Below are 21,613 nucleotides of genomic sequence, written 5' to 3' on the forward strand. Positions count from 1 at the left end.
ATAAAATTTCGCGCTATAAACCGGAGTCAAAAGCTAAGCTGATGGATGATTTTTCAAGTGAAGAATACAGAATTTTTAAATGTACAGTTTAATAAGATATATTTCGATGATAAACGATTTAAGAAAAGAGTTTAATGAATGAAACATTAGATTGAATTATAAATAATACGACTTATAGTATGGTAAGTCCAATAAAGAGTAGTTCCCTCCAAATAAAACTGAGAATAACAATTTAGAGAGACACTCGAGGTGTAAAATTAATATTGAAAAACGAGATTAGTGAAATAGAAAAGAGAAATATACAAGTAGTTAAATGATCAATATTTAAGGTTATTAATGATGAGAACACTTAAAAAATGCTTTATATAAAAATGAGGAGGTTTTTTTATGAAAAAAACTACATGGTTTCTTATGCTGTTTTTTCTTTATAATTTATATAATATAAATACAAACGTTGAAGCAAACGCCGGAACCCCTGTTGGAGGAATATTAAAAACTGACACAGTGTGGACTAAGGAAGGTTCACCATATAACCTAATCGATGATTTGCAAGTTGGTGGTAAACTCACTATAGAACCAGGTGTCATAGTTAACGGGAATAGAAAAATGTTATCTGTCTTTGGAGAATTAAATATTACAGGTGATGAAAAAGAAAAAGTAAAAGTTCTTGGAGTGAATTTTTATGGAGGAAACGCAATTAAAAAAGGACAGGTGAACATTACAAATAGCCAATTATTTAGATGTGGATATTTTTTTATGTGGACGGATACACCAGTTCAAATTAAGAATTCTTGGATTGATGATTCAGCTGGTCGATGGTTAGATAATGAACTTTACTATGGAAATTATGCATATCTCGGTTCATTTTCTATATTAGAAGGAAACACATTTTCAAATACTTTACCAGTCATTATTCAAGATAATACAGTTATAAAAAATAATACATTTTTAGGAGAATATCAATTAATAATTAATGGAAATAGAATGATTTCTTTGAATTACAATAATTTTTTAGGTTCTGAATCTAACGTTGTAAGCCTTAATTCTTACGATTCAAAAGTAAACAATATTGAAAATAATTTTTGGAATACAGTAAATATATCAGATATTTCTCAAAGAATATATGACGGAAATGATGACTTAAAGTTAAATAATAATATAAATTTCACCTCATATTTAGACTCAATGAATAAGGATTTACATACAATATTTACACTTAGCGACCCAGTGATAACATCTGAAATTTCTCCAAAAACTCAAGTGGTTAGTGGGCATGCTGAGCCAGACTCAGTTATTAATTTTTATTATACTACTACTAATCCTTATGAGGCTGGTGGAGGTATAGGAAGATCTTTTGTGGATTCAAATGGTAATTTTGCAATTATTTTAGATAATCCAGGAAGATTTACATACTATTTCCAAGCTACTAAAAATGGAATAAAGAGTGGAGAAACAAAAGTGATTTCTGCCGATTATGTTCCTCCTTTGAAACCTGTCATACTAAGTACAACTTCTGATTTTACCACGTCAATTAAAGGTATTGCTGAAGCTGGATCAACTATTGAAGTAAAAAAAGAATCAAAATTGATAGGTACAGGAACAGCAAATCTTAATTCTAGCTCATTGAGAGATGGTTATTATTATTGCGAATTTGATATTCCAATTGAGCTTCAACGTGCAGGGACAGAACTTGATATTACTGCTACTGACTCTGAAGGAAATATTAGTGAAATAGCTAAAGTAGTAGTAGTTGATCAAACGCCTCCTTCTCCGCCAAAAGTCAATAAAGTAACTGATCAATCAGTTCTGTTGAGTGGAGTAGCTGAACCATTTTCGACTATAAGTGTTAATGTAGAAATGAGTAGTCAAGGATATGGTATAGCTGATTCAAATGGTGCATTTGAAGTTAAAATTCCGCAACAAAAAGCTGGTACAAAATTGTTAGTAGTATCAACGGATCTTTCTAGAAACGATAGCGAGGAAACTAAAGTAATTGTAGAGGACGCGACTGCACCGCTGGCACCGAAGGTGAACGAAGTGACGGATCGAATGACGACGGTCATTGGTATGACGGAGGCGAAGGCCATTGTCACCGTCAAGGTCGGGGGGGAAGTAATAGGCACGACGGAGGCGGATCCTACGGGCGCTTATGAAGTGACGATTCTTCGTCAAGAGGGTGGAACAAAATTGTCCGTCGTCGCCACGGATGCTGCGAAGAACAATAGTGAAGCCACGGAGACGATCGTCAAAGACGTGACGGCACCTCCGGCACCGAAGGTGAACGAAGTGACGGATCGAACGACGACGGTCAGTGGTACGACGGAGGCGAAGGTGGTTGTCACCGTCAAGGTCGGGGAGAAGGTGCTCGGGACGACGGAGGCGAACGAGTTAGGTAGCTATGAGATGACGATTCCACTTCAGCCAGGCGGGACGAAGCTGTCCGTCGTCGCAACGGACGCTGCGAAGAACAGCAGTGAAGCAACGGAGACGATCGTCAAAGATGTGACGGCACCGCTGGCACCGAAGGTGAACGAAGTGACGGACCGAATGACGACGGTCAGTGGTACGACGGAGGCGAAGGCGGTTGTCACCGTCAAGGTCGGGGAAAAAGTAATCGGTACGACGGAGGCGAATCCTACTGGCGTCTATGAAGTGACGATCCCCCGTCAAGAGGGTGGAACAAAATTGTCCGTCGTCGCCACGGATGCTGCGAAGAACAACAGTGGAGTAACGGAGACGATCGTCAAAGACGTGACGGCACCGCTGGCACCGAAGGTGAACGGAGTGACGGATCGAATGACGACGGTCAGTGGTATGACGGAGGCGAAGGCCATTGTCACCGTCAAGGTCGGGGGGGAAGTAATCGGCACGACGGAGGCGGATCCTACGGGCGCTTATGAAGTGACGATTCTTCGTCAAGAGGGTGGAACAAAATTGTCCGTCGTCGCCACGGATGCTGCGAAGAACAATAGTGAAGCCACGGAGACGATCGTCAAAGACGTGACGGCACCTCCGGCACCGAAGGTGAACGAAGTGACGGATCGAACGACGACGGTCAGTGGTATGACGGAGGCGAAGGCGGTTGTCACTGTCAAGGTCGGGGAGAAAGTAATCGGCACGACGGAGGCGAACGCTACGGGCGTCTATGAAGTGACGATTCCAAAGCAAACTGCAGGAACAACGTTAACAATTACAGCAATGGATGCGTCGGGCAATCTCAGTTCTGCTGTCACAGTACTTGTAGCCGATAGAACGGCACCGCCTCTTCAAGTCAATCAAGTCACCAATCGTTCAGTTCTAATTACTGGAACTACAGAAGCGAAAGCAAAAGTCCAGTTGATATATGCTACGAAAACGATGGAAACGACAGCTGACTCTAACGGCAAGTTTAGTTTTTCTATTGAGTTACCAAAAACAGGTGTAGAATTCATATTTACTGTTTCTGATGCTTCAGGAAACGAAAGTGACGTCCTGACGTTGAAGGCACTTGATGCGATGTTGCCGATTCTTAAAGGGGTAACAGATACGACGATTGAAGCGGGAACGCTTTTCAATCCTAAAGTCAAAGTGACGGCTGCAGATGAGACGGACGGAGACCTGACAAAATCAATTTCAATTTCTGGAAAAGTCGACAACAAAAAACCAGGTTTGTATCGTCTGGCATATAGCGTAAAAGACAAAGCTGGAAACGAGACTAAACAGATTCGGAATGTGACGGTCAAGGATACGATCAAACCTGTGATTTCAGGCGCTAAAGATCAATCGATTAACTTGAACAGCTCATTTAATGCGAAGAACGATGTGACGGCAAAAGATAATATCGATGGTGTAATCACGAAAAACATCAAAATATCTGGTACTGTCAATGTCAAGAAGATTGGTGTATATGTACTGACGTATAAAGTCAGTGATGCTTCCGGAAACACAGTGACGACTCTACGGAAAATTATAGTCAAAGACAATGTCAAACCAATCATTTCGGGTGCTAAATCGAAGACAATAAAATATAAGTCGTCATTTAATCCCAAAACGGGAATCACGGCAAAAGATAATGTTGATGGTGTTTTAACAAAGTCAATTAAAGTGACAGGTAGCGTAAATACCAAGCGAAAAGGAACGTATGCTCTAACCTATTCTGTAAAAGATAAGGCTAGGAACGGAACCAGTGTTAAAATTAAAATTATGGTCAAGTAAACGAGAATGATTTGAAATAGTAGTAAAAAAGCAACACTCTATAATCGGTTTCATCAAAGAGTTATAGATTTATCTAAATATGTTCCTCATAGAAACTATCGAAATGGATTGGCTTAACGTCAATCCATTTCTTTCGTTAAAAATGAGGTGAGATTTCGGGAATTTGTATGGAAATTTTGATCGAAATACAGACGTGATAGCTGAACGATATGTTTGAAAATAGTATTGAACACAAAGATCAGTTCTCTTCAATAGAAGTTCCGCTTTTTTGGTATTTCTATGAATATTAGCACCCGCAAGTGTCATGGCGGTATTATTTATTGACTATTTATAATTGTTATTTTAATTGTATACAGCGAATAGATTAGATCCAAATCATAATTAAAAATTGACCTACTATTAAGAAGGGTTATTTTTTTATAATTACTATTTATTGTAAAATCAATTAGGTTTAAACATACCGCTAATGAATAGAATCGAGGGAATTTATGAAAAAAATTATTCAAGTGATCCTTCTAATCAGTATCAGTATTACAAGTGTATTCTCCTATGCTCCAAAAGCAGATGCGAAAATCGTTGCTATGGGATATACACAATTAAGTTTTCCTAGTAATGATGGATACAATAAAGGTGTTAGACGACATGCTTATATTTGGAGTCAAGAGCGTGTCGGTAAATCGACGCATCACACCTGACTCCTTAAATCGCCCTATCGCGACGATCAACGTCAAGCTACAGCGATTTTAATGTTCAGAATTGATTCAAAAGGTGTTCAGAAGCAAGTGTGGTCTTATTTTACAAGATTAGATGGCGATAAACCGGTAGCTTTAAAGATTAAAACGAAAACAAGTGCACCAGGTACATACTTTTACCACGTCAGGTCACAATCAATATATCATCCTGATGTTCAACGACCAGCTCATACGGAGACAATGCATGTGGTAGTCAAGTAAACAGTTTTGGCTAAAAGTGAAGAATGAAGCTTAAAAGGCGACACACTAGATGATCAATCAGTGTGTCGCCTTTATTTCGAGTAAATTTTTGGGGGAGTTAAACAACTAATCCAACACTTTGATTTCCCCATAACCAAGCGTTAGATGATGAGACGAATGTGTAATGTTTAATCGAATAATAAAGGTGTAACTTGAATACCCTTTTTTATTCAATCATATACATTTTCTGCAAATAATAGTTGGATGACCAGGATAAAGCGAAAATGTGTGGATTATAGATGGAGACCGACGAGGATTTTATGATCCATTAATTTCGTATACTGGAGCGTATGGAAAAACGGATTTCCGAAGTCGCATGGTTGAAGATGGACATGAATCATGTGATAACTGTAAGACAAATTTGGGTTTGCCTTTAGCAGATTCAAAATCGTCTGTTCTTGGGATGCTGGGCTGATGTCATAGATATGAAACGAGATGATGTTATGACGGATGCGAAACGGGGCAATCGTGAGGGTGAACGGTTTATGATGGGCGAAGCGATGTTCAGTTGAGACGGTCGATCCGGTAATCACGAGCTCGTGTGGCGTGATGCGTAGTTTTGGGTGCCAGAAGTCTCTGAATTCAATCGCAATGATATCGCGTAAATCTTCTTCCGTCACATACATCGTGACGAGAATATCCGAGGGGTTACCAAGATAGTCGTTATCCGTATTCATATGTAAGCTCCTTTGTTTGTGAGTGGATGGAATCAATGCTCTGTCGTTCAGGGTAAAGAAAGGTATGCGTTCTCTACCGTTCTACAGAAAGTAGATTCAATACGATTGTAACTTTTTTCCTTGTTTTTGGTTTTCGTTCATTGATCGTTTAGGGGAAGCGTTTCTTGATATTCCATAGAAAATCAATCGTGTGTTCCATCATCTATCACCATACAAAGGAGGAACTACCCATGACCCACTATGACTATCTCGATCACTATTTATTGACGGATTTCTCAAAGACAGCCCATACGATTAAGGCGTACCGAAGTGATCTCCGGCAGATGCGCCTGCATCAAGTCGACTGGTCAGTCGCGTCCTTACAACGTTACTTTCAGTGGATGAAAGCCCATTATAAGCCGTCGACGATTTTGCGACGTTATCATGTCTTACATCGACTAGAGAACGTCCTCGTCGAACGGCGACGCCTTAAAAAGAATCCGATGGACGAAATCCGTCCGATCGTCCATCAACATTTTCAAGATGAGACGTATCATGATAGTGAAGAATTAATTCCAGTGATCCGACATATTTCGGATGCCACATACCGCCTCTTCTTCGAGGTGCTCAGCCAAACGGGCCTCCGCTTCATGGAGGCCCGTTTGTTGACGGTGCAAGATCTCGATGTGGTGAAAAGTGAACTGTACGTCCGTTACGGGAAAGGGGGACGTACACGGACGATTCCAATCGGGGAGGCACTCCGTGATAAGATCGTTGCCTTTCTCGCAGGTCGGATGACGGGCTATTTGTTTCAGTCCGTCACGGGACGGATGATTAATGAACATGCAGCGAGAAGAGCGTTGCGCGAGGTAGGGTTCATACATCTGAAACGTCATATTCGTCCTCATATGTTGCGGATCGCCTATGCAACCTATCTGTATCAGCAGGCAGGACTAAAGCTGCTCGAGATTCAGCGATTGCTTGGTCACGCTAGCATCGCGACGACGGAAGGATACATCCGTAGTCAGACGAACCATGTGCGGGATGTCCTCAATCGTCTGTCCGCTTGAGCCGGTTGACCGATGTATGGGCAATGTCGTGCGACGGTAGGACATAGTGCTGGGTCGTTCGGACGTCGCTATGACCGAGCAACCGCATGATTGTCAGAATATCGGTCTGGTGGACGTGATAGAGGGTCGTCGCAAACGTGACCCGGATGTCATGCGGTCGCAGGATCCGTCCGAGACAGTGCTCACTTGCCTCCTTCAAGAAACGGCGGAACTTTGCCAGATTGACGGGTCGACCGCTGTCCTCGCAAAACAGTGGAAGGGCATCAGGGCGAATCGTTTCGATGTAACGCGTCAAGACCCGACTTAACGCATGGTGTAGCGGAACTTGACGTGATTGATCGCCTTTACCACTCCGAACAAGTAACTGATCGCGCGCAAAGTCAACGTCTGCGAGTTGCAAGTCACGGGCTTCCGAAAACCGCAGACCCGTGTGTAAGAGAAGGAAGCTAAAGGCGTAGACGGTCTCATCACGAATCGTCTCAAGGACACGATGGACGTCATCATACGTGAAGGCAAGTCGCCGGTAAGGCGAGGGAACCGGTTTTTTGACGCGTGCTAGGGGGTTCGTCTGGAGTGAACGTTCTGATACGAGGTGATCGAACAAAATCGAGAGAGCGTGCAGACGTCGAGCGGCAGTCGCTGGTGCGTATGTGTCGCGCAGAAACTTACCGTAACGTTGTAAGGACGGAAAATCGATTCGTTTGACGTGGCAACACAAATGCCGGACGTCCGAGCGATAGGCTTTTTTCGTCAAGGGACGATAGTCCGCCTGTTCGATGATTGCGAGGAGACGTTCTTGATAATACGTCATCATCCGAGGAGAAACTGGACTTTCTGCCGGAGTTCCGACTTCAATGAACGAAGTCGCGCCGGTGAGTAACCGAGCGTCTCTTCCGTTCCGTGCATCAAGGCTTCAAGAAACGTGTATTCCTTGTTTGATAGATCACGCTTGAGTTCACTGAGGAGATAATGAAAGGAAACGTTCGGGGTGCGAGGGAGTTCTGGCATCGTCTCGACTGCGACTTCCGTTGAAAGCGTCCGGTTGCGGGTCGCCAGGTAGTCGAGCATCGCCCCTTTTGCTCGGATCCGGGCGAAGGTGACAGTCATGACCTTTCCTTCTTCAATCGATTTCCAAAGTCGGAGGAGGGCAGCTTGCCGGCATTCATCATGTTCGTTCGGATGGATCGAGAGGCGGGACAGAAGGGAGTTGACGAGGGGCATCCAGTTACGTAGTAAGTCGTTCATGGGTATCCGTTTCTTCAGATATGCATATCTGGTATGTATTCCGCGGTAGTTTTAGTATAAGTAGAGTTATCCGCTCGATGCAAGGCTCCATTTCTTCAATCATGCCAACGGTTTCTTTAACTTTTAAGTAGCGTAAGCGATGTAATTCTTCGTCATTCCATCCGTTCGCTTCAGATAAACCCGCATTCTGTCGCGACCCCTTTCAGGATAACTCTACTTATCCGCTAGGGTGTTCGGAATAATTCAGCATCAAATTTCAGAAAAAAATTTCAAAATTAGATTGATGTTATTTGAAACATAGTGATGAAATAGAAATGGATAAATGTTACAGTTGTCGTAATCCGTGACAAAGGAGGAATCGTCAAATGAAATGGATGAAAGGACTCGTATTATTCGTCATGATGCTGGTGGTGCTCGTCCCGAATTCGATTGATGCCAAAACCATGTCAAACGCCAAGTACTTAAAGAAACAATTCGCAGCAGCAGAAAAAGGAACATTGCTGGACGCGAAGGCAAAACTGTATGATCGCTTCACCGTCAAAGGAAAAGACGCCAGTTATGGGGTCGACGAAACGGACTGCTGTGTGTTCGGGAAGTTGGAAGGAAAGAATCTGTATTCGGATTTTCGTTTTAGCGCGAAGTATCCGGAGCATGTCGGTGTCTTGATGACGTTACCGAAGCTCGATGATCGGAAGATTAGGTTGAGTGAGGTCAAGAAGACACTCGGTAAACCGGATCAGCATGAGAAGCTGGAAAAAGACGAAGTGCCGACGAAGATGATTTTCCTGATTAAGAAAGAGAAGTATCTCAACTTCAAGCAAGAAGGTACCTACTATTATAACGTCAGCAAAAAAGCACTGCTTTGGTTTGACTACGATACAAAAGGATATGTCCGTGCGATTGGTGTGTCTGCAACGGATCGGTGATAGCCAATGAAGTTTCTAATCAACAAATTGAGTTCGTAACAGATAAGAGCACCCTCGCCTAATGTAGGAGAGGGTGCTCTTTTAATGAGATAAATAGGCAAGTAAAAACCCTTCTTCAAGTTTAACTTGACGAATCGAACGGTAACGGGCATGACGGAAAGGAAAATAGAAGGAAAGATCAACGGTCAGGAGTCGGTTTGCGTAATGCAGATAAAGTGGACGAATGAGGTAGGTTTCATTAAAGGATTCGGTATCATGAGGACAGACATCAAAGACTTCGAACGTGATGGTGCGTTTATCGACTGATCGCAATTGGAGCGTCAACTCGACTGATAAGTCGCGTTCTAGACCATAACGGGTCAACGGTACAGCGGCTTGAAGATGAAGATGTGTCGGTCGAATCGTGACGTAGATATTCGTCAGTTCTGGAATTTCTTTTGCTAGTACGCTTGCTAAATCATACTCATCAATACTTGCTGCAAGGGTAAAGCGACGAAAGGTTTCGATGATATGGCGACTCAGTTTCATAAAAGGGACTCCTCTCTTAGGATTCTTAGTCTTAGTATAAAGGATTTTAAACCTAATTATTCCATTTTATTTTTTATTAAAGTAAATTAATCCCTCTTATTTAAAGCTTCTTTTTAAAACTATACGATTCACGCATGTTTTCGCATCGTTCAGGGAACTTTTAACATGTCGACCTATCGTGTTTTCCGAAAGGAGTTTTATGATGTCTGACTTGTCCGGATTTCCGTCATCTTATTGGAAGCAAAGTACACCTGCAACTTCTTATCCCACTTTGGATCAAGATGCGAAGCATGATGTCGTCATCATCGGGGCTGGTATTGCTGGGCTCGTCACGGCTATGCAACTGACTGAACGAGGATATGATGTCGCCGTGATCGAAGCGGGTGACGTCGCCGCTGGCACGACGGGTTATACGACGGCGAAAGTTTCCTCGCAGCACGGTTTAATTTACGATACGTTAATCAAAACGGTCGGTGAAGAATCGGCGCGACTATATTATGAAGCAAATGAAGAAGCCATCACGTTTTTACGTCATCAGGTGGAACGACTCGATATTGCATGTGAACTTGAAACGCAGGACGCTTATCTCTACGCTGCGACATCAAAAGAGCAAGCGATGGAACGAGAAGTAAAAGCCTATGAACGATTGGGATTGAACGGTGGAGAAGCGACGCAAGAAGTTCGGGATAAGTTGCCGTACGATGTAAAAAAAGCTGTCGTCTTGCGCGAGCAAGCGCAGTTCCATCCAGTCAAGTATCTTCAAGGACTCGCCCGACAAATCGTCCACCAAGGGGGTGCTTTATATGAACAGACACGTGCCGTATCGCTCGAATCGAACCGGACGCCGACAGTCATCCTTGAGAACGGTCACCGGATTGAGGCGAAGAAGATCGTCATCGCGACCCATTTTCCGTTCCATGACTTCAAAGGCTTGTACTTCTCAAAACTTGAAGTCCATCGCTCGTATATCGTATCGGGGCAGGTCGATGAGACGTTTCCGGACGGCATGTTCATGAGTGCCGATCAACCGAGTCGTTCTCTGCGTCACACGCGGACAGAAGACGGTCGTCTGCTTGGACTGTTCGGCGGCGAGAATCATCTATCTGGTCACGAGACAGAGACGATGCAACGGTATCAGCATCTTGCGGATTTTGCAAAGCATGAATTCCACGTCGAATCGTTCGGACAGTTCTGGTCAGCACAAGACTTAATCACGCTCGACAAGATCCCCTACATCGGACAGATGACGCCAAATGATCCGAACGTGTTCGTCGCGACCGGATTTGCGAAGTGGGGGATGACGAATGGGATCGCGGCCGGACTGTTACTCAGCGACTTATTGACGGGAACACCCAACCGTTTTCGGCATCTGTTTGACCCGAACCGTTCAAAGCTAAAAACGAAGGATGCGACGCAGTTCGTCAAGAACAATGCGGACGTCGCGATCGAACTGGTCAAAGGAAAGCTGACGAAAGCGCGTCGTAGTGCCGACGAGTTACAACCGGACGAAGGTGGACTCGTCACCCATCACGGAAAAACGGTCGGTGGTTACCGGGATCCGGAAGGAAAGCTTCATCTCGTCTCGACGACCTGTACCCACATGGGGTGCGATACGAAATGGAATGAGGCGGAACGGTCGTGGGATTGTCCGTGTCATGGTTCACGATTCGGTCCGACAGGAGAGGTGCTAGAAGGACCAGCCGTTAACCCACTCAAATCGATCGAGTAAGCAGAGACGCCTGTCTCTGCTTTTTTAATTTTAAGAATAAATCCGTGGATGATTTATGATATGTGATATAATTACCTGGTAACAAAAATATTTTAGCGCTAAACAATTAGAGTGCCGCTTTTAAATCGTGTTGTAGAGGCACCGTCACGACCACCGCTCACTGGCTTCATACTTTAGTTTCACTATTTTACTTAGCGTCGTGAACGCTGAAACAACCCGAGGAGGAAGCACCACTATGAGTAAAGAAAAGATTGCCCAGCTGCGCAAACAGGTATCGCCGTTTGAGAAGGCGGACATCAAAGCCAGCGTCCGGCAGATGATCAACACGATTCTGCAATTTCTCGTCCTATGGTTTCTGGCATATGAGGCCCTGAAGCTATCTGTGTTTCTCGCGATCCCGTTGGCAATCCTCGCTGCAGGATTCGTCGTCCGGATGTTCATCATCTTCCATGATTGTACCCATGGTTCATTCTTCAAAAATAAGAAGGCGAACGCTATCGTCGGAACGATCACTGGGATTTTGACGTTATTCCCGTATGAGAAATGGAAACGGGAGCACTCGATCCACCACGCATCGAGTGGAAATCTTGACAAACGCGGTGTCGGCGACATCTGGGTCATGACGATTGAAGAGTATATTGAAGCATCACGCTTCACACGTCTCAAGTATCGTCTGTACCGGAATCCACTCGTCATGTTTGGTCTTGGACCACTCTTGTTGATTCTTGTCTCGAGCCGCTTCAACCGGAAGGATGCTCGCAAAAAAGAACGTATCAACACACACGTCATCAATGCGTCGCTCGTCGTCTTGTACGGTATCCTGATCTACTTCATCGGCTGGCAAGCCTTCCTGATCATCCAAGGCACGACGATGTTCACAGCAGGTGTCCTCGGAATCTGGTTATTCTACGTCCAGCATACGTTCGAAGATTCGTACTTTGAGGATGAGAGCGAATGGGATTACGTCAAGGCAGCAATCGAAGGCAGTTCGTATTACGAGCTACCGAAGGTCTTACAATGGGTGACCGGAAACATCGGCTTCCACCACGTCCACCATCTCAGTCCACGTGTCCCGAATTATCATCTCGAAAAAGCACATGTCTCGACGCCACCGCTTCAGAAGGCGACGAAAATCGGTCTCTTTTCGAGTTTGAAATCGCTTCGGTATAAGCTATACGATGCGAAGAACAGAACGTTCGTAACGTTCCAAGATATTAAACACCTCTTACGCGAGCCGAAAACGTCATCGTTGTAAGCTTTTCACCTCATCCATATGGATGGGGTGTTTTTGTTGTATAAGTTGTAAAAGAGGGAATGAAAAGTAAATGAGAGCAGTGTATGTCCGTCTTTTGGCGTATGTTCACGATAAGCATCCATGGTAGGATGTACAAAGAGAAAGGAGCGTGCATGATGCGCCGTATACCCATTGCTGCTTATGTAGGAGGAGCCATCTTACTTTCCTTATTCGTTTTCAGTTCGATGACCTATCAGCAACAATCCCTGATTCCATTTTTGACGCAACATATGCCGCTCGACTGGGTCTATGCGTTTTCGTTCGTGTCGTTCCATTACGAAGTCCCGATCAGCGTCGCGTCACTCGGACCTGCTGCCTTCCTTGAATTCTTCATTCGGAAAGGCATGCATGCCAGTCTGTTCTTCGTTCTTGGGATCAGTCTCGTTCATTTTTTACGTGGTCGAGGATATGCAACACTCCCAGCTGCCTTCTTTGCTTTCACGACGGCGATGACGATCGGTGTGTTGGATGAGTTTCATCAATTGTTGACGGGCGGACGTACACCACTCGTTGGAGATGTACTGATCGACGGTAGTGGTGCACTCGTCGGCATCGTCTTATACACTATCATCCGTCTTTATTTGAAAGCCGATCGGATCGTTCGCGAACAAGAACAACAGCACGCATGAAAATAACCCATCGTCCCAATCCTAGGATTGAGGCGATGGGTTATTTTAGCGATTAGAACCGTTGTACCCACTCGATTTTGTACTGAGTGCGTCCATATTCTCTTCTTAACATGTTGTCAGCTTTTTTTCGTGCTGTCGTATGATCGCCTGCTCGAACATTCAATCGATCCGTGCCGATGATCTCGTCTCCGCGTAATACGTGATACTGGACGGTGTAGTCCTTTTTCATTAGATTAAATAATCCCAAATTTATCACTCCCATATTCTTCTTCTTGTTAGTTATTATATGGGATTCCATATTTTTCCGCAATATAAAAGAGTGACTATTGTCCCGCCTGTTAATAAAAAGTTAGTGGTTCAAATGACAGGTTGCTTTATTGTGTGAATTGCGTATAAATGCTAAAAAATCAACAATAAAACTTCTGAAATAGAATTTCAGAAGTTTTATTACATATATAATGAATATTCAGGAAAAAAGTTACGTCATCAAGGTGTGTCTGAAAATATAATTTATCTGAATATTCTTTTGGTATGTCAGGAAAAGTATTCCCTTGGAACTTTGATGGAATAACCGTTAAGATAAGAAGGGATGAAAAAGACGATGAATCAAACGATAGATGAAGGAGATGACGTATGGAGCAGGAGACGAATGAACGAATCGATCCCGCACAACGGATCAGGAAAGCAGTGACACGGAAAGAGACCGCTTATTTTAGTTTGTTATTAGGTGTCGCCATTTTGACAGTGGGTGGCATCATCGGCTTAGTATTTGAAACAGGTGAGAGTGGTATTTATGCTATGTTCGCGCTAGTGATCCTGCTGTTATTACTGTGGTCACGTCAATGGCGACGAGTATCGCGGATTCGAAGTGAAGGGGTTCGCTTGAGTGCGGAGCAGTTCCCAAAATTATTCGAGCAAATCAGCATACATACAGAACAATTGCAGCTGTGGTGGATGCCAGAAATCTACTTCCAGAACGATGTGAAACGACCGCATGTCATCGGATTATTTCAAAAGTATTTGATCGTCCTTCCGACGTCATATTTGGAATTGACAGAGGTACGACGGTTCCAGTTACTGCTTGAACTTGCACGTATTAAACGAAATCATCAAGAAAAGCAGGTGTTGCTTTGGATCGGGAGCTGGGTTCCATTTTTACGTCCGGCCTACACGCGGGCATGCGAACGGACTCGTTATCAGATGGTTCTACCGCTTGTATCCAACCAATGTGCTCGGCAAGCGATCTTTGAGGATATTCTCGGTCCAATACTTCTTGCGACGACGGATATCGTTTCCTATACGGCGGAGAAGCGTCAGCAACGAACGTTTTCTGTCTTATTGTATGAGAAGCTACAGACCAATCTCTCGATGCTGGAGCGGCTTCGCTTGACGGGTGAACCGCTCGATCAACCTCGTCCTTTCCTACGTTATAGTCAAGGAATCATTATCGGTCTTAGTGTTCTGACGGTCATGTTCTTCGTCAGTGCAGGGGCAGGGATTTTGCTGAACGAAGCGGGAACGCAAACGGCAGCCAGTAACGATACGGCGACGGCAAAAACGAACGATCAGAATTTAAATGAGACGGAATTGATGGCAGCGATTCAAAAAGGAAAGCTCGAAGATATCCATCGACTGATTCCGGAAAGTGATATGAAGGCAGTCGATGCCGATGGCGATACGGCGTTGCATTATCTCGGTTACCGGAAGTCGAGCAAGGGGCTTGAATCGGTCTTTAAGGAATTACTTGCAGCAGGCAGTGATGTCGATGCTGTCAATGAGTTCGGCGAGCGACCGTTCATTACGGCAGTCTTCAGTAACAACGATGAACTCGTCGACCTATACTTGAAGCGAGGCGAAAAGGTCAATCAACAAGATGACGATCAGTTCACGCCTCTTCATCATGCTGTTGAAGGGGAAGGCAAAGAGACAGTCAAACTCTTACTTGAGCATGGTGCTGATCCGACGATTAAAAACGCAGATGGCTTCACGCCACTTATGTTGGCACAAGAGTATGAACTCGATGAAATCATTGAGCTGTTGAAGCAAAACTCAGCGCAGACACTATAACATAACAACCGCAGGCGTTCTCGAACGAATCGAGAAGACCTGCGGTTGTTTTTTGTTCGTATTAGTTTGGAAGTTTTGATGTATCGACGATGCGACCTTCAATCTTGTAGTCGACTTGACCGAGTGATTTCGTGAAATCACGTAGGTTTTCCCAGTCAGAGAGACCGAGGTCCGTGACGCGACCAGCTTTGTAAGCCGTCGCGAATGGTGTGAGACCATCGCCACCTTTAGCTGTGAAGGCATTCGTTGCGATGACATATGTCTTCGTTGAATCGATGATTTCGAATGTTCCGTTGTTATTCACTTCCATTTTTTTGATCCGTTCACCAGCGGCTTTCGTGCTGTCGTATTCAAATTTCATACCAGAAACGTGGAGGAAACCGCCGTTTTCTTTTGGCGCAACCCCAACACTGATTTCAAGTAGTTCTTTAATTTCTGCACCTGATAACTTAACAGTCGCAAGTGTATTACCAAATGGAAGCGTCGTTAAGACTTCACCGACAGTGAGTGGTCCAGCATCGATGGCGGCACGGATCCCTCCACCGTTTTGCATCGCGATGACTGTATCCTTATTGTATTCTTTCGCTTTTTTGAGCATACCATCCGTGATCAAGTTTCCGAGAGCCGTTTCACTGTTACGGACACTGATTTCGCCGCGTGGGTTTGGAAGGGCATTAACGATATTCGCACCGACTTCTTCGTTTTTCAACTCAGCGATTTGATCTGCATATGGCTTAAGGATTTCAGCCGCACGCACATCTTCTTTTGCTGTAGAAACATCAATCAATGAACCGTTATACTCAGTCAATTTTCCTTTGTAGTCGAACGTCAAATCAAGATTTCCGAGGAAATCACCGTATTGGTAGGCTTGAGCGATGATTGTCGGTTCTGCTTTGCCTGGAACGACCGTCTCATCAACGACGACCGGTTTTTCAAGTTTCGTGTGCGAGTGACCGCCGACGATGACATCAATCCCGTCGACATTACGTGCAAGCAATTGATCGTTATCGATTGCTTCGTTGTCATCAAAACCGATGTGTGTCAACGCTACGATTTTATTGACGCCACGATCTTCAAGCTTTTTGACAGCAGCTTTAGCGCTAGCAATATAGTTTGCAAACGCAACCGTACCTGGGCTTGCGATATCTTTCGTCTCTTCTGTCGTCAGACCGAAGAAACCGATTTTTTGACCTTTGTATTCCTTAATGATGCCTTGATAAATCTTGCCGCGCTCCGGCCCTGCAGTGATTGTTTTCTTTTGTAGACCCTTGAACGACTTATTTTTGCTGAAATCGACGTTCGCCGTGATGAACGGGAATTTCGCCTTAGTGACGAAGTTCTTCAAGGCGATGTTATTGTCTGTATCCCCAAGATCGAACTCATGGTTACCGAACGTCATCATATCGTATTTCATATAGTTCATCAGTTCAAGATCCGCTTGACCGAGGAACTTGTTGAAGTAGAGTGTTCCAGAGAAGACATCACCTGCATCTAATAGAAGCGATGGTTTACCTTCTGCACGGTAAGCTGCGCGAAGTTCTTTGATGACTGTCGCACGTTTTGGTGTCTTATCGAGGTTCGCGTGCGTATCGTTCGTATGCATCAAACCGATCGAGAAGTCATCCGTGTTGACGTCGAGAACTGTGATTTTTGCTTTTAATGTAATTGTCTTTCCGAGGCGTGTATAACTTGCGACCGCATATTTCACACCCGCTTCGCTCGTATCGACCTTCGACCAACGGACTGGTTTGTCATGAATACGACCTGTAGCATAAAGAATACCTAATGTTTTTGGCAATTCTGGTTTTTGATCGACATAGATTGTTTGAGCTTCCACTTTTTCAATGATCTTTACAGCATAGTTCTGAATGTAGATTTTAATCTCAATCGGATTCTTTTTCTTACCGTATGTGCCTTTGACCGTTTGGTAACGGTTGAACGCATGGCGATCGTACGATTTCCATGTGATCTTCTCACCTTTATATGTAGCAGGGAGTTTGACCGGAGCACCTTTCGTGAAGACGAGTGACTTGAGTTTGACCGTTTTGACTTTGACATGCGTTGCAGCCGAAACTGTCGTTTGGGCAACCGGCACGATTGCCGATGTCGTCAGGGCGACAGCAACAGCTGCCGCGTAAAGCGGTTTTGATTTGTACATACGTAAAAATCCTCCTTCAAGAGTGGGGTATGAATGCAAGGTCGTGATGCGATCGTTGACCTCTTCTTCTACTATAAAGGGTTTGGAAAGATTCGTGGGATGAACCTTTTGTAAATAACGTAAATTCTTAGGTCCGACAACATGACAACCCACGGGAGTCGTTCGTTTGATAGGATTCAAATCCGAACGTTCGCTTTCTCGTTTAAATGATAGCGATTTCATTATATCTTGTCTTGGATAAAAATGAAACGAAAGAATATGAACAATCGTTAAACATTTCCATTAAATGTCGATTTTTTAGTGGTCGAAAATTGCTAAATATTGTATGATGTCAGTATACAAGCAGTTCGGATGAAAAGGGGCAACGCTGGATGAATGATACGATTCGAGGAGGCGTTCTTGTCGGTATTATTTGTGTGATTACGGTTCTCCTCGTATGGGGACTCGCTTCGCCACCGACGACAATCGAATTTCCACATTTTAATCATGCTTAAAGGAAACAAACTAGGAGATGACCGGTGGTGTACCTGCCGGTTTTTTCGTGTCTGAAAAACTACAGTTTGGTGTCGGTTCGTCCAATACATTGACACGCTTTTTCCCGATGGCTAGAATTGATTAAGTGTATATAGGAAGTATTGCTTCTATCATGCACGAATAAGCGAAGAAGGAGGCGAGTCAGAATCGACCGGGCAAGGTCCCGTTCACGCGGAGGGAGCGTTCGTTTGAGCAATCGCGGACGGCATCCGTCTTTTTTGAGTGGAATCAACGAATATGAAAATAAAATACATGTATCATGAATCGGAAGGAACTTACACTTATGCTGAAAGAAATGAGAAGTATCATCCGGGAACAGGTCGATAATTTCCCCCTGATTCGCCGGTTGGCGCGATATGAAATCAAATCAGCGCACGCAGAGCAACGCCTTGGTCTTTTATGGGAGCTCCTCAATCCGGGTCTCCAAATCTTCATCTACTGGTTCGTCTTCGGAGTCGGTCTGCGCGGAAATAAAGACGTCGATGGAAACATTCCATTCATCGTCTGGCTCCTTTGCGGGATTGTCGTCTGGTTCTTCATCAACGATGCGTTGCTTCGGGGGTCGAATTCGATCAATAGCCGTCTCGCGATGGTAACGAAGATGCGTTTCCCGATGAGTGCGATTCCATCGTATGTCATCTTGTCACGGATGTATCAACATTTTGCGATGCTTGCCATCGTCATCGTCGTCATCATTGCAAACGGCATTCCGATCACATGGAAACTGCTTCAATTGCCGTATTATATGATCGCCACATACATTTTCGTCTATGCATTCTCGCTTTGCTTTTCGACACTCGTCACACTCGTCAAGGACATCCAGCTCTTCTTGCAATCGATGATGCGGATGCTCTTTTATATGACACCGATCCTTTGGAACATCGAGCGGTTCCCGGACGTCTTACATGGGGTCCTCCGCTTGAATCCGGTCTACTATCTCGTCGAGGGATACCGGGCGAGCTTGCTCGGCGGACATTGGGTCTGGCAAGAATGGCCAACGGGTCTGTACTTCTGGAGTGTCACGCTCCTCTTATTCTCAGCCGGAACGTTCTTGCACATCAAGTTCCGTAAATCATTCACTGAGCTCGTTTAAGGGAAGGAAATCGCCATGTCTATGATTAAACTCGACCATGTCACGAAACGCTTCGACATGGTCACGACTACGAAAGAAAAATTCAAGCTCTTGTTCAAAAATCAAAGCAAGAGCGTTAAAACATTTACAGCTTTACGCGATATCTCACTTGAGATCGGAAAAGGAGAAGTCGTCGGTCTCGTCGGAATCAACGGTTCGGGTAAATCGACGCTCTCGAACCTGATTTCAGGGATCATCTACGCGAACGAAGGAAACGTCGCGATCAACGGAGAAGTCGCGATCATCGCCGTATCCCAAGGATTGAAGAACGTGCTGACAGGACGCGAGAACATTCGCTTGAAATGTCTCCTGCTTGGGATGGACGACGCGGAAATCGAACGTCGAATGCCTGGAATCATCGATTTCGCGGATATTGGTGACTTCATTGATCAGCCAATCAAGAAATACTCGAGTGGGATGAAGTCACGACTTGGCTTCGCAATCGCCGTCAATGTCGATGCCGACATCTTGATCGTCGATGAAGCATTATCAGTCGGTGACCAAACCTTCTATAACCGCTGTATCGATAAGATGAACGAGTTCAAGGACGAAGGCAAGACGATCATTTTCGTCAGTCACTCGCTCTCACAAATCAAGAGTTTCTGTGAGCGTGTCGTCTGGCTCGAGTACGGTCAAGTTCGACTCGACGGGACGACGAAGGATGTCTTACCGGAATATAAGAAGTTCCTCGCAGAATATAAGAAATGGTCAAAAGAGGAACAACATCAATACCGTCGCGATCGCTTGAAGGAACAAGCAGCAAATGCGCGGTCCGGAAAAGAAAACGTCGATGCTGACGTCAACGTAAAACATCCTGGCTGGATTTTATCAGGTCTCGGATTACTCGCGATTGCAGCAGGTAGTTTGATGGTCATTGACGAGACACCGTCTTTGACGAATCTTAGCGACGCAATCATGAAGTTCTTCTAACGTTTTACCAGATGCCTTTGTGCATCTGGTTTTTTTGTGCCCAAAGAGTAGGAATCCTGAAACGGAGTGGAGAAAACTAGTAAGTGAGAGAAGAAATATCGGAAGAGTATGCGAATGCATCAAAAAAAACGGAGTCAAGGACTCCGTTTTCATCAGGTTTGTGAGCGATCCATATACGTTTTGACGCGTGGTGCTTCATATGTGGCGAAGCGTTCTAAGAGACGATCCGGATCCGACTCGACGATCAGCATCGCTCGGTGTTCGGGAATCAAGAATCCTTGTGGTTCCATCGTGTCGAACAGGGTAATCAAGGGGTCATAGTACCCGTCAATGTTGAGTACACCGCACGGTTTTTCATGCAGACCGAGTTGGGCCCACGTGAAGACTTCGAAAAACTCTTCCATCGTTCCGGGTCCGCCAGGAAGAATAATGAAGCCATCGGCAAGCTCTGACATCTTTGCTTTTCGCTCGTGCATCGAGTGGACGAGATGCAATTCAGTCAGTTCCGGGTGTGCTAATTCCTTTTCTTGTAGAAAGTGGGGGAGGACACCGATCGCTTGACCTTGAGCCGTAAGCGTAGCATCCGCGACAGCTCCCATCGTTCCAACGCGGGAACCGCCGTATACGAGTCCAATGCCGTGAGCGGCGAGCGCTAGACCAAGCTTCTCAGCAGCCTCGCGAAAGACGGGATGCGCACCATCTTTAGAACCACAAAATACTGCAAGTCTATTCATGAACAGAACCTCCTTTGTTAGTGTCACCATAGCACATTCGGTGAGCGGACGGCAGAGGAGACCAGGAAGGAGATCGGTATGCGACCACGTACGATCGTTTGGCTCGTCCTAATTATCGCAGCAATCAATTTGGGACTTGGGATATGGATGCCGGATACGTCGACTCGGACAACAATTAGTTCGATACTACTAGGTGTGATTCTCATACTCGGTATATTTTATGTCATCGCGTTACGACAATCATCAAAATAAAGAGAGCTGGTTCGACTCGTATGAGTTGGACTAGCTCTCTTTTTGTCTGTTACGAAATTTTATCATAGTTAAATATTCAGAAAAATCTATTTTCATACACAAGTTCTACATATTGATGGGTGATTTGTAAAAAAAATGCAGTATTCGGGACATATGACCCGCGCCAAAAGTAATAGAAAGTGAAAATAATGTGTAAAATACCATAAATATTCGTATTCGAATATTCAGAGGGGGTCTAAGGTTATATGATGTTGTTACGAAGCCATACGAAAAATAATAGGAGGTTAACTATATGAAATTGAGTAACAAAATAGTTATAGGATTAGGGGCACTCCTATTGAGTGTCGGCGTTGCGAATACTAACCTTACAAATGATCAAAATCAATTTGCTAAAAAAGATTTACCGTACGAATACTCTGTAAAGCAAGTAGCAAAAGATTTACCGTATGAATATTCTGTAAAACGAGTAGCGAAAGATTTACCGTACGAATACTCTGTAAAGCAAGTAGCAAAAGATTTACCATATGAATATTCTGTAAAACG

19 protein-coding genes are annotated in these 21,613 nt (G+C 44.4%); 12 read left to right on the plus strand and 7 right to left on the minus strand.

Annotated features, from left to right (window positions below):
• Nucleotides 1–387 precede the first annotated feature (387 nt).
• Entirely contained in the window at nucleotides 388–4,194 is a 3,807-nt protein-coding gene (locus B4F99_RS07920) for an Ig-like domain-containing protein (RefSeq protein ID WP_290756555.1), read from the plus strand.
• Nucleotides 4,195–5,419: 1,225 nt separating this feature from the next.
• Here the strand turns inward: B4F99_RS07920 and B4F99_RS07925 are convergent.
• Nucleotides 5,420–5,863, minus strand: a complete 444-nt coding sequence (locus B4F99_RS07925) for a hypothetical protein (protein WP_290756558.1) — start codon at nucleotides 5,861–5,863, stop codon at nucleotides 5,420–5,422.
• A 230-nt stretch (nucleotides 5,864–6,093) separates the two neighbouring features.
• On the opposite strand from B4F99_RS07925, the gene B4F99_RS07930 reads away from it, so the two are divergent.
• Nucleotides 6,094–6,912 carry a tyrosine-type recombinase/integrase gene (locus tag B4F99_RS07930; RefSeq protein ID WP_290756561.1) on the plus strand — a complete coding sequence of 273 codons (819 nt, stop codon included), beginning with the start codon at nucleotides 6,094–6,096 and terminating at the stop codon, nucleotides 6,910–6,912.
• On the opposite strand, the gene B4F99_RS07935 is transcribed toward B4F99_RS07930, so the two are convergent.
• Together B4F99_RS07935 and B4F99_RS07940 are read right to left on the minus strand one after the other, a co-directional pair.
• On the minus strand, nucleotides 6,893–7,723 hold the full coding sequence (locus B4F99_RS07935; RefSeq protein WP_290756564.1) for a tyrosine-type recombinase/integrase: 831 nt from the start codon (nucleotides 7,721–7,723) through the stop codon (nucleotides 6,893–6,895). The genes B4F99_RS07930 and B4F99_RS07935 overlap by 20 nt on opposite strands.
• Nucleotides 7,723–8,157, minus strand: coding sequence for a sigma factor (locus B4F99_RS07940; protein ID WP_290756567.1), 435 nt, complete (start codon nucleotides 8,155–8,157; stop codon nucleotides 7,723–7,725). Before B4F99_RS07940 ends, B4F99_RS07935 begins: the two co-directional genes overlap by 1 nt.
• A gap of 365 nt (nucleotides 8,158–8,522) precedes the next feature.
• Here B4F99_RS07940 and B4F99_RS07945 point away from each other — a divergent pair, with 365 nt between their 5' ends.
• The gene (locus B4F99_RS07945; RefSeq protein ID WP_290756570.1) at nucleotides 8,523–9,083 is read left to right on the plus strand and encodes a hypothetical protein; all 561 of its coding nucleotides are present in this window, start codon (nucleotides 8,523–8,525) and stop codon (nucleotides 9,081–9,083) included.
• Nucleotides 9,084–9,164: 81 nt separating this feature from the next.
• On the opposite strand, the gene B4F99_RS07950 is transcribed toward B4F99_RS07945, so the two are convergent.
• Nucleotides 9,165–9,611, minus strand: coding sequence for a hypothetical protein (locus B4F99_RS07950; RefSeq protein WP_290756573.1), 447 nt, complete (start codon nucleotides 9,609–9,611; stop codon nucleotides 9,165–9,167).
• 202 nt (nucleotides 9,612–9,813) lie between these two features.
• Here B4F99_RS07950 and B4F99_RS07955 point away from each other — a divergent pair, with 202 nt between their 5' ends.
• The 3 genes from B4F99_RS07955 (at nucleotide 9,814) to B4F99_RS07965 (ending at nucleotide 13,263) form a co-directional block, all read left to right on the plus strand.
• Complete coding sequence (locus B4F99_RS07955) at nucleotides 9,814–11,340, plus strand: FAD-dependent oxidoreductase (RefSeq protein WP_290756576.1); 1,527 nt, start codon at nucleotides 9,814–9,816, stop codon at nucleotides 11,338–11,340.
• Between the two features lie 235 nt (nucleotides 11,341–11,575).
• A complete protein-coding gene (locus B4F99_RS07960; RefSeq protein ID WP_290756579.1) occupies nucleotides 11,576–12,595 on the plus strand; it encodes a fatty acid desaturase in 1,020 nt (339 codons plus the stop codon).
• 155 nt (nucleotides 12,596–12,750) lie between these two features.
• On the plus strand, nucleotides 12,751–13,263 hold the full coding sequence (locus B4F99_RS07965; protein WP_290756582.1) for a VanZ family protein: 513 nt from the start codon (nucleotides 12,751–12,753) through the stop codon (nucleotides 13,261–13,263).
• Between the two features lie 52 nt (nucleotides 13,264–13,315).
• Here the strand turns inward: B4F99_RS07965 and B4F99_RS07970 are convergent, their stop codons facing one another.
• The gene (locus B4F99_RS07970; RefSeq protein WP_290756585.1) at nucleotides 13,316–13,492 is read right to left on the minus strand and encodes a hypothetical protein; all 177 of its coding nucleotides are present in this window, start codon (nucleotides 13,490–13,492) and stop codon (nucleotides 13,316–13,318) included.
• Between the two features lie 404 nt (nucleotides 13,493–13,896).
• On the opposite strand from B4F99_RS07970, the gene B4F99_RS07975 reads away from it, so the two are divergent.
• A complete protein-coding gene (locus B4F99_RS07975; RefSeq protein ID WP_290756588.1) occupies nucleotides 13,897–15,330 on the plus strand; it encodes an ankyrin repeat domain-containing protein in 1,434 nt (477 codons plus the stop codon).
• A 61-nt stretch (nucleotides 15,331–15,391) separates the two neighbouring features.
• Here the strand turns inward: B4F99_RS07975 and B4F99_RS07980 are convergent, their stop codons facing one another.
• Entirely contained in the window at nucleotides 15,392–17,488 is a 2,097-nt protein-coding gene (locus B4F99_RS07980; RefSeq protein ID WP_290756591.1) for a bifunctional metallophosphatase/5'-nucleotidase, read from the minus strand.
• Between the two features lie 371 nt (nucleotides 17,489–17,859).
• Between B4F99_RS07980 and B4F99_RS07985 the strand changes: the two genes are divergently transcribed.
• From B4F99_RS07985 to B4F99_RS07995, 3 genes are all read left to right on the plus strand, one after another.
• Entirely contained in the window at nucleotides 17,860–17,982 is a 123-nt protein-coding gene (locus B4F99_RS07985; RefSeq protein ID WP_255359374.1) for a hypothetical protein, read from the plus strand.
• Nucleotides 17,983–18,305: 323 nt separating this feature from the next.
• The gene (locus tag B4F99_RS07990; protein ID WP_214730036.1) at nucleotides 18,306–19,115 is read left to right on the plus strand and encodes an ABC transporter permease; all 810 of its coding nucleotides are present in this window, start codon (nucleotides 18,306–18,308) and stop codon (nucleotides 19,113–19,115) included.
• Between the two features lie 15 nt (nucleotides 19,116–19,130).
• Nucleotides 19,131–20,084, plus strand: coding sequence for an ABC transporter ATP-binding protein (locus B4F99_RS07995; RefSeq protein WP_035410435.1), 954 nt, complete (start codon nucleotides 19,131–19,133; stop codon nucleotides 20,082–20,084).
• 152 nt (nucleotides 20,085–20,236) lie between these two features.
• Here the strand turns inward: B4F99_RS07995 and B4F99_RS08000 are convergent, their stop codons facing one another.
• Nucleotides 20,237–20,818, minus strand: coding sequence for a TIGR00730 family Rossman fold protein (locus B4F99_RS08000; protein ID WP_290756595.1), 582 nt, complete (start codon nucleotides 20,816–20,818; stop codon nucleotides 20,237–20,239).
• 78 nt (nucleotides 20,819–20,896) lie between these two features.
• Between B4F99_RS08000 and B4F99_RS08005 the strand changes: the two genes are divergently transcribed.
• The gene (locus tag B4F99_RS08005; RefSeq protein WP_200934380.1) at nucleotides 20,897–21,070 is read left to right on the plus strand and encodes a hypothetical protein; all 174 of its coding nucleotides are present in this window, start codon (nucleotides 20,897–20,899) and stop codon (nucleotides 21,068–21,070) included.
• A 292-nt stretch (nucleotides 21,071–21,362) separates the two neighbouring features.
• Nucleotides 21,363–21,613: hypothetical protein (locus B4F99_RS08010; protein WP_290756598.1), on the plus strand; the 251-nt coding region annotated here is incomplete at its 3' end.

This window comes from Exiguobacterium sp. UBA3491 (genome assembly GCF_002377745.1).
Classification (GTDB): domain Bacteria; phylum Bacillota; class Bacilli; order Exiguobacteriales; family Exiguobacteriaceae; genus Exiguobacterium_A.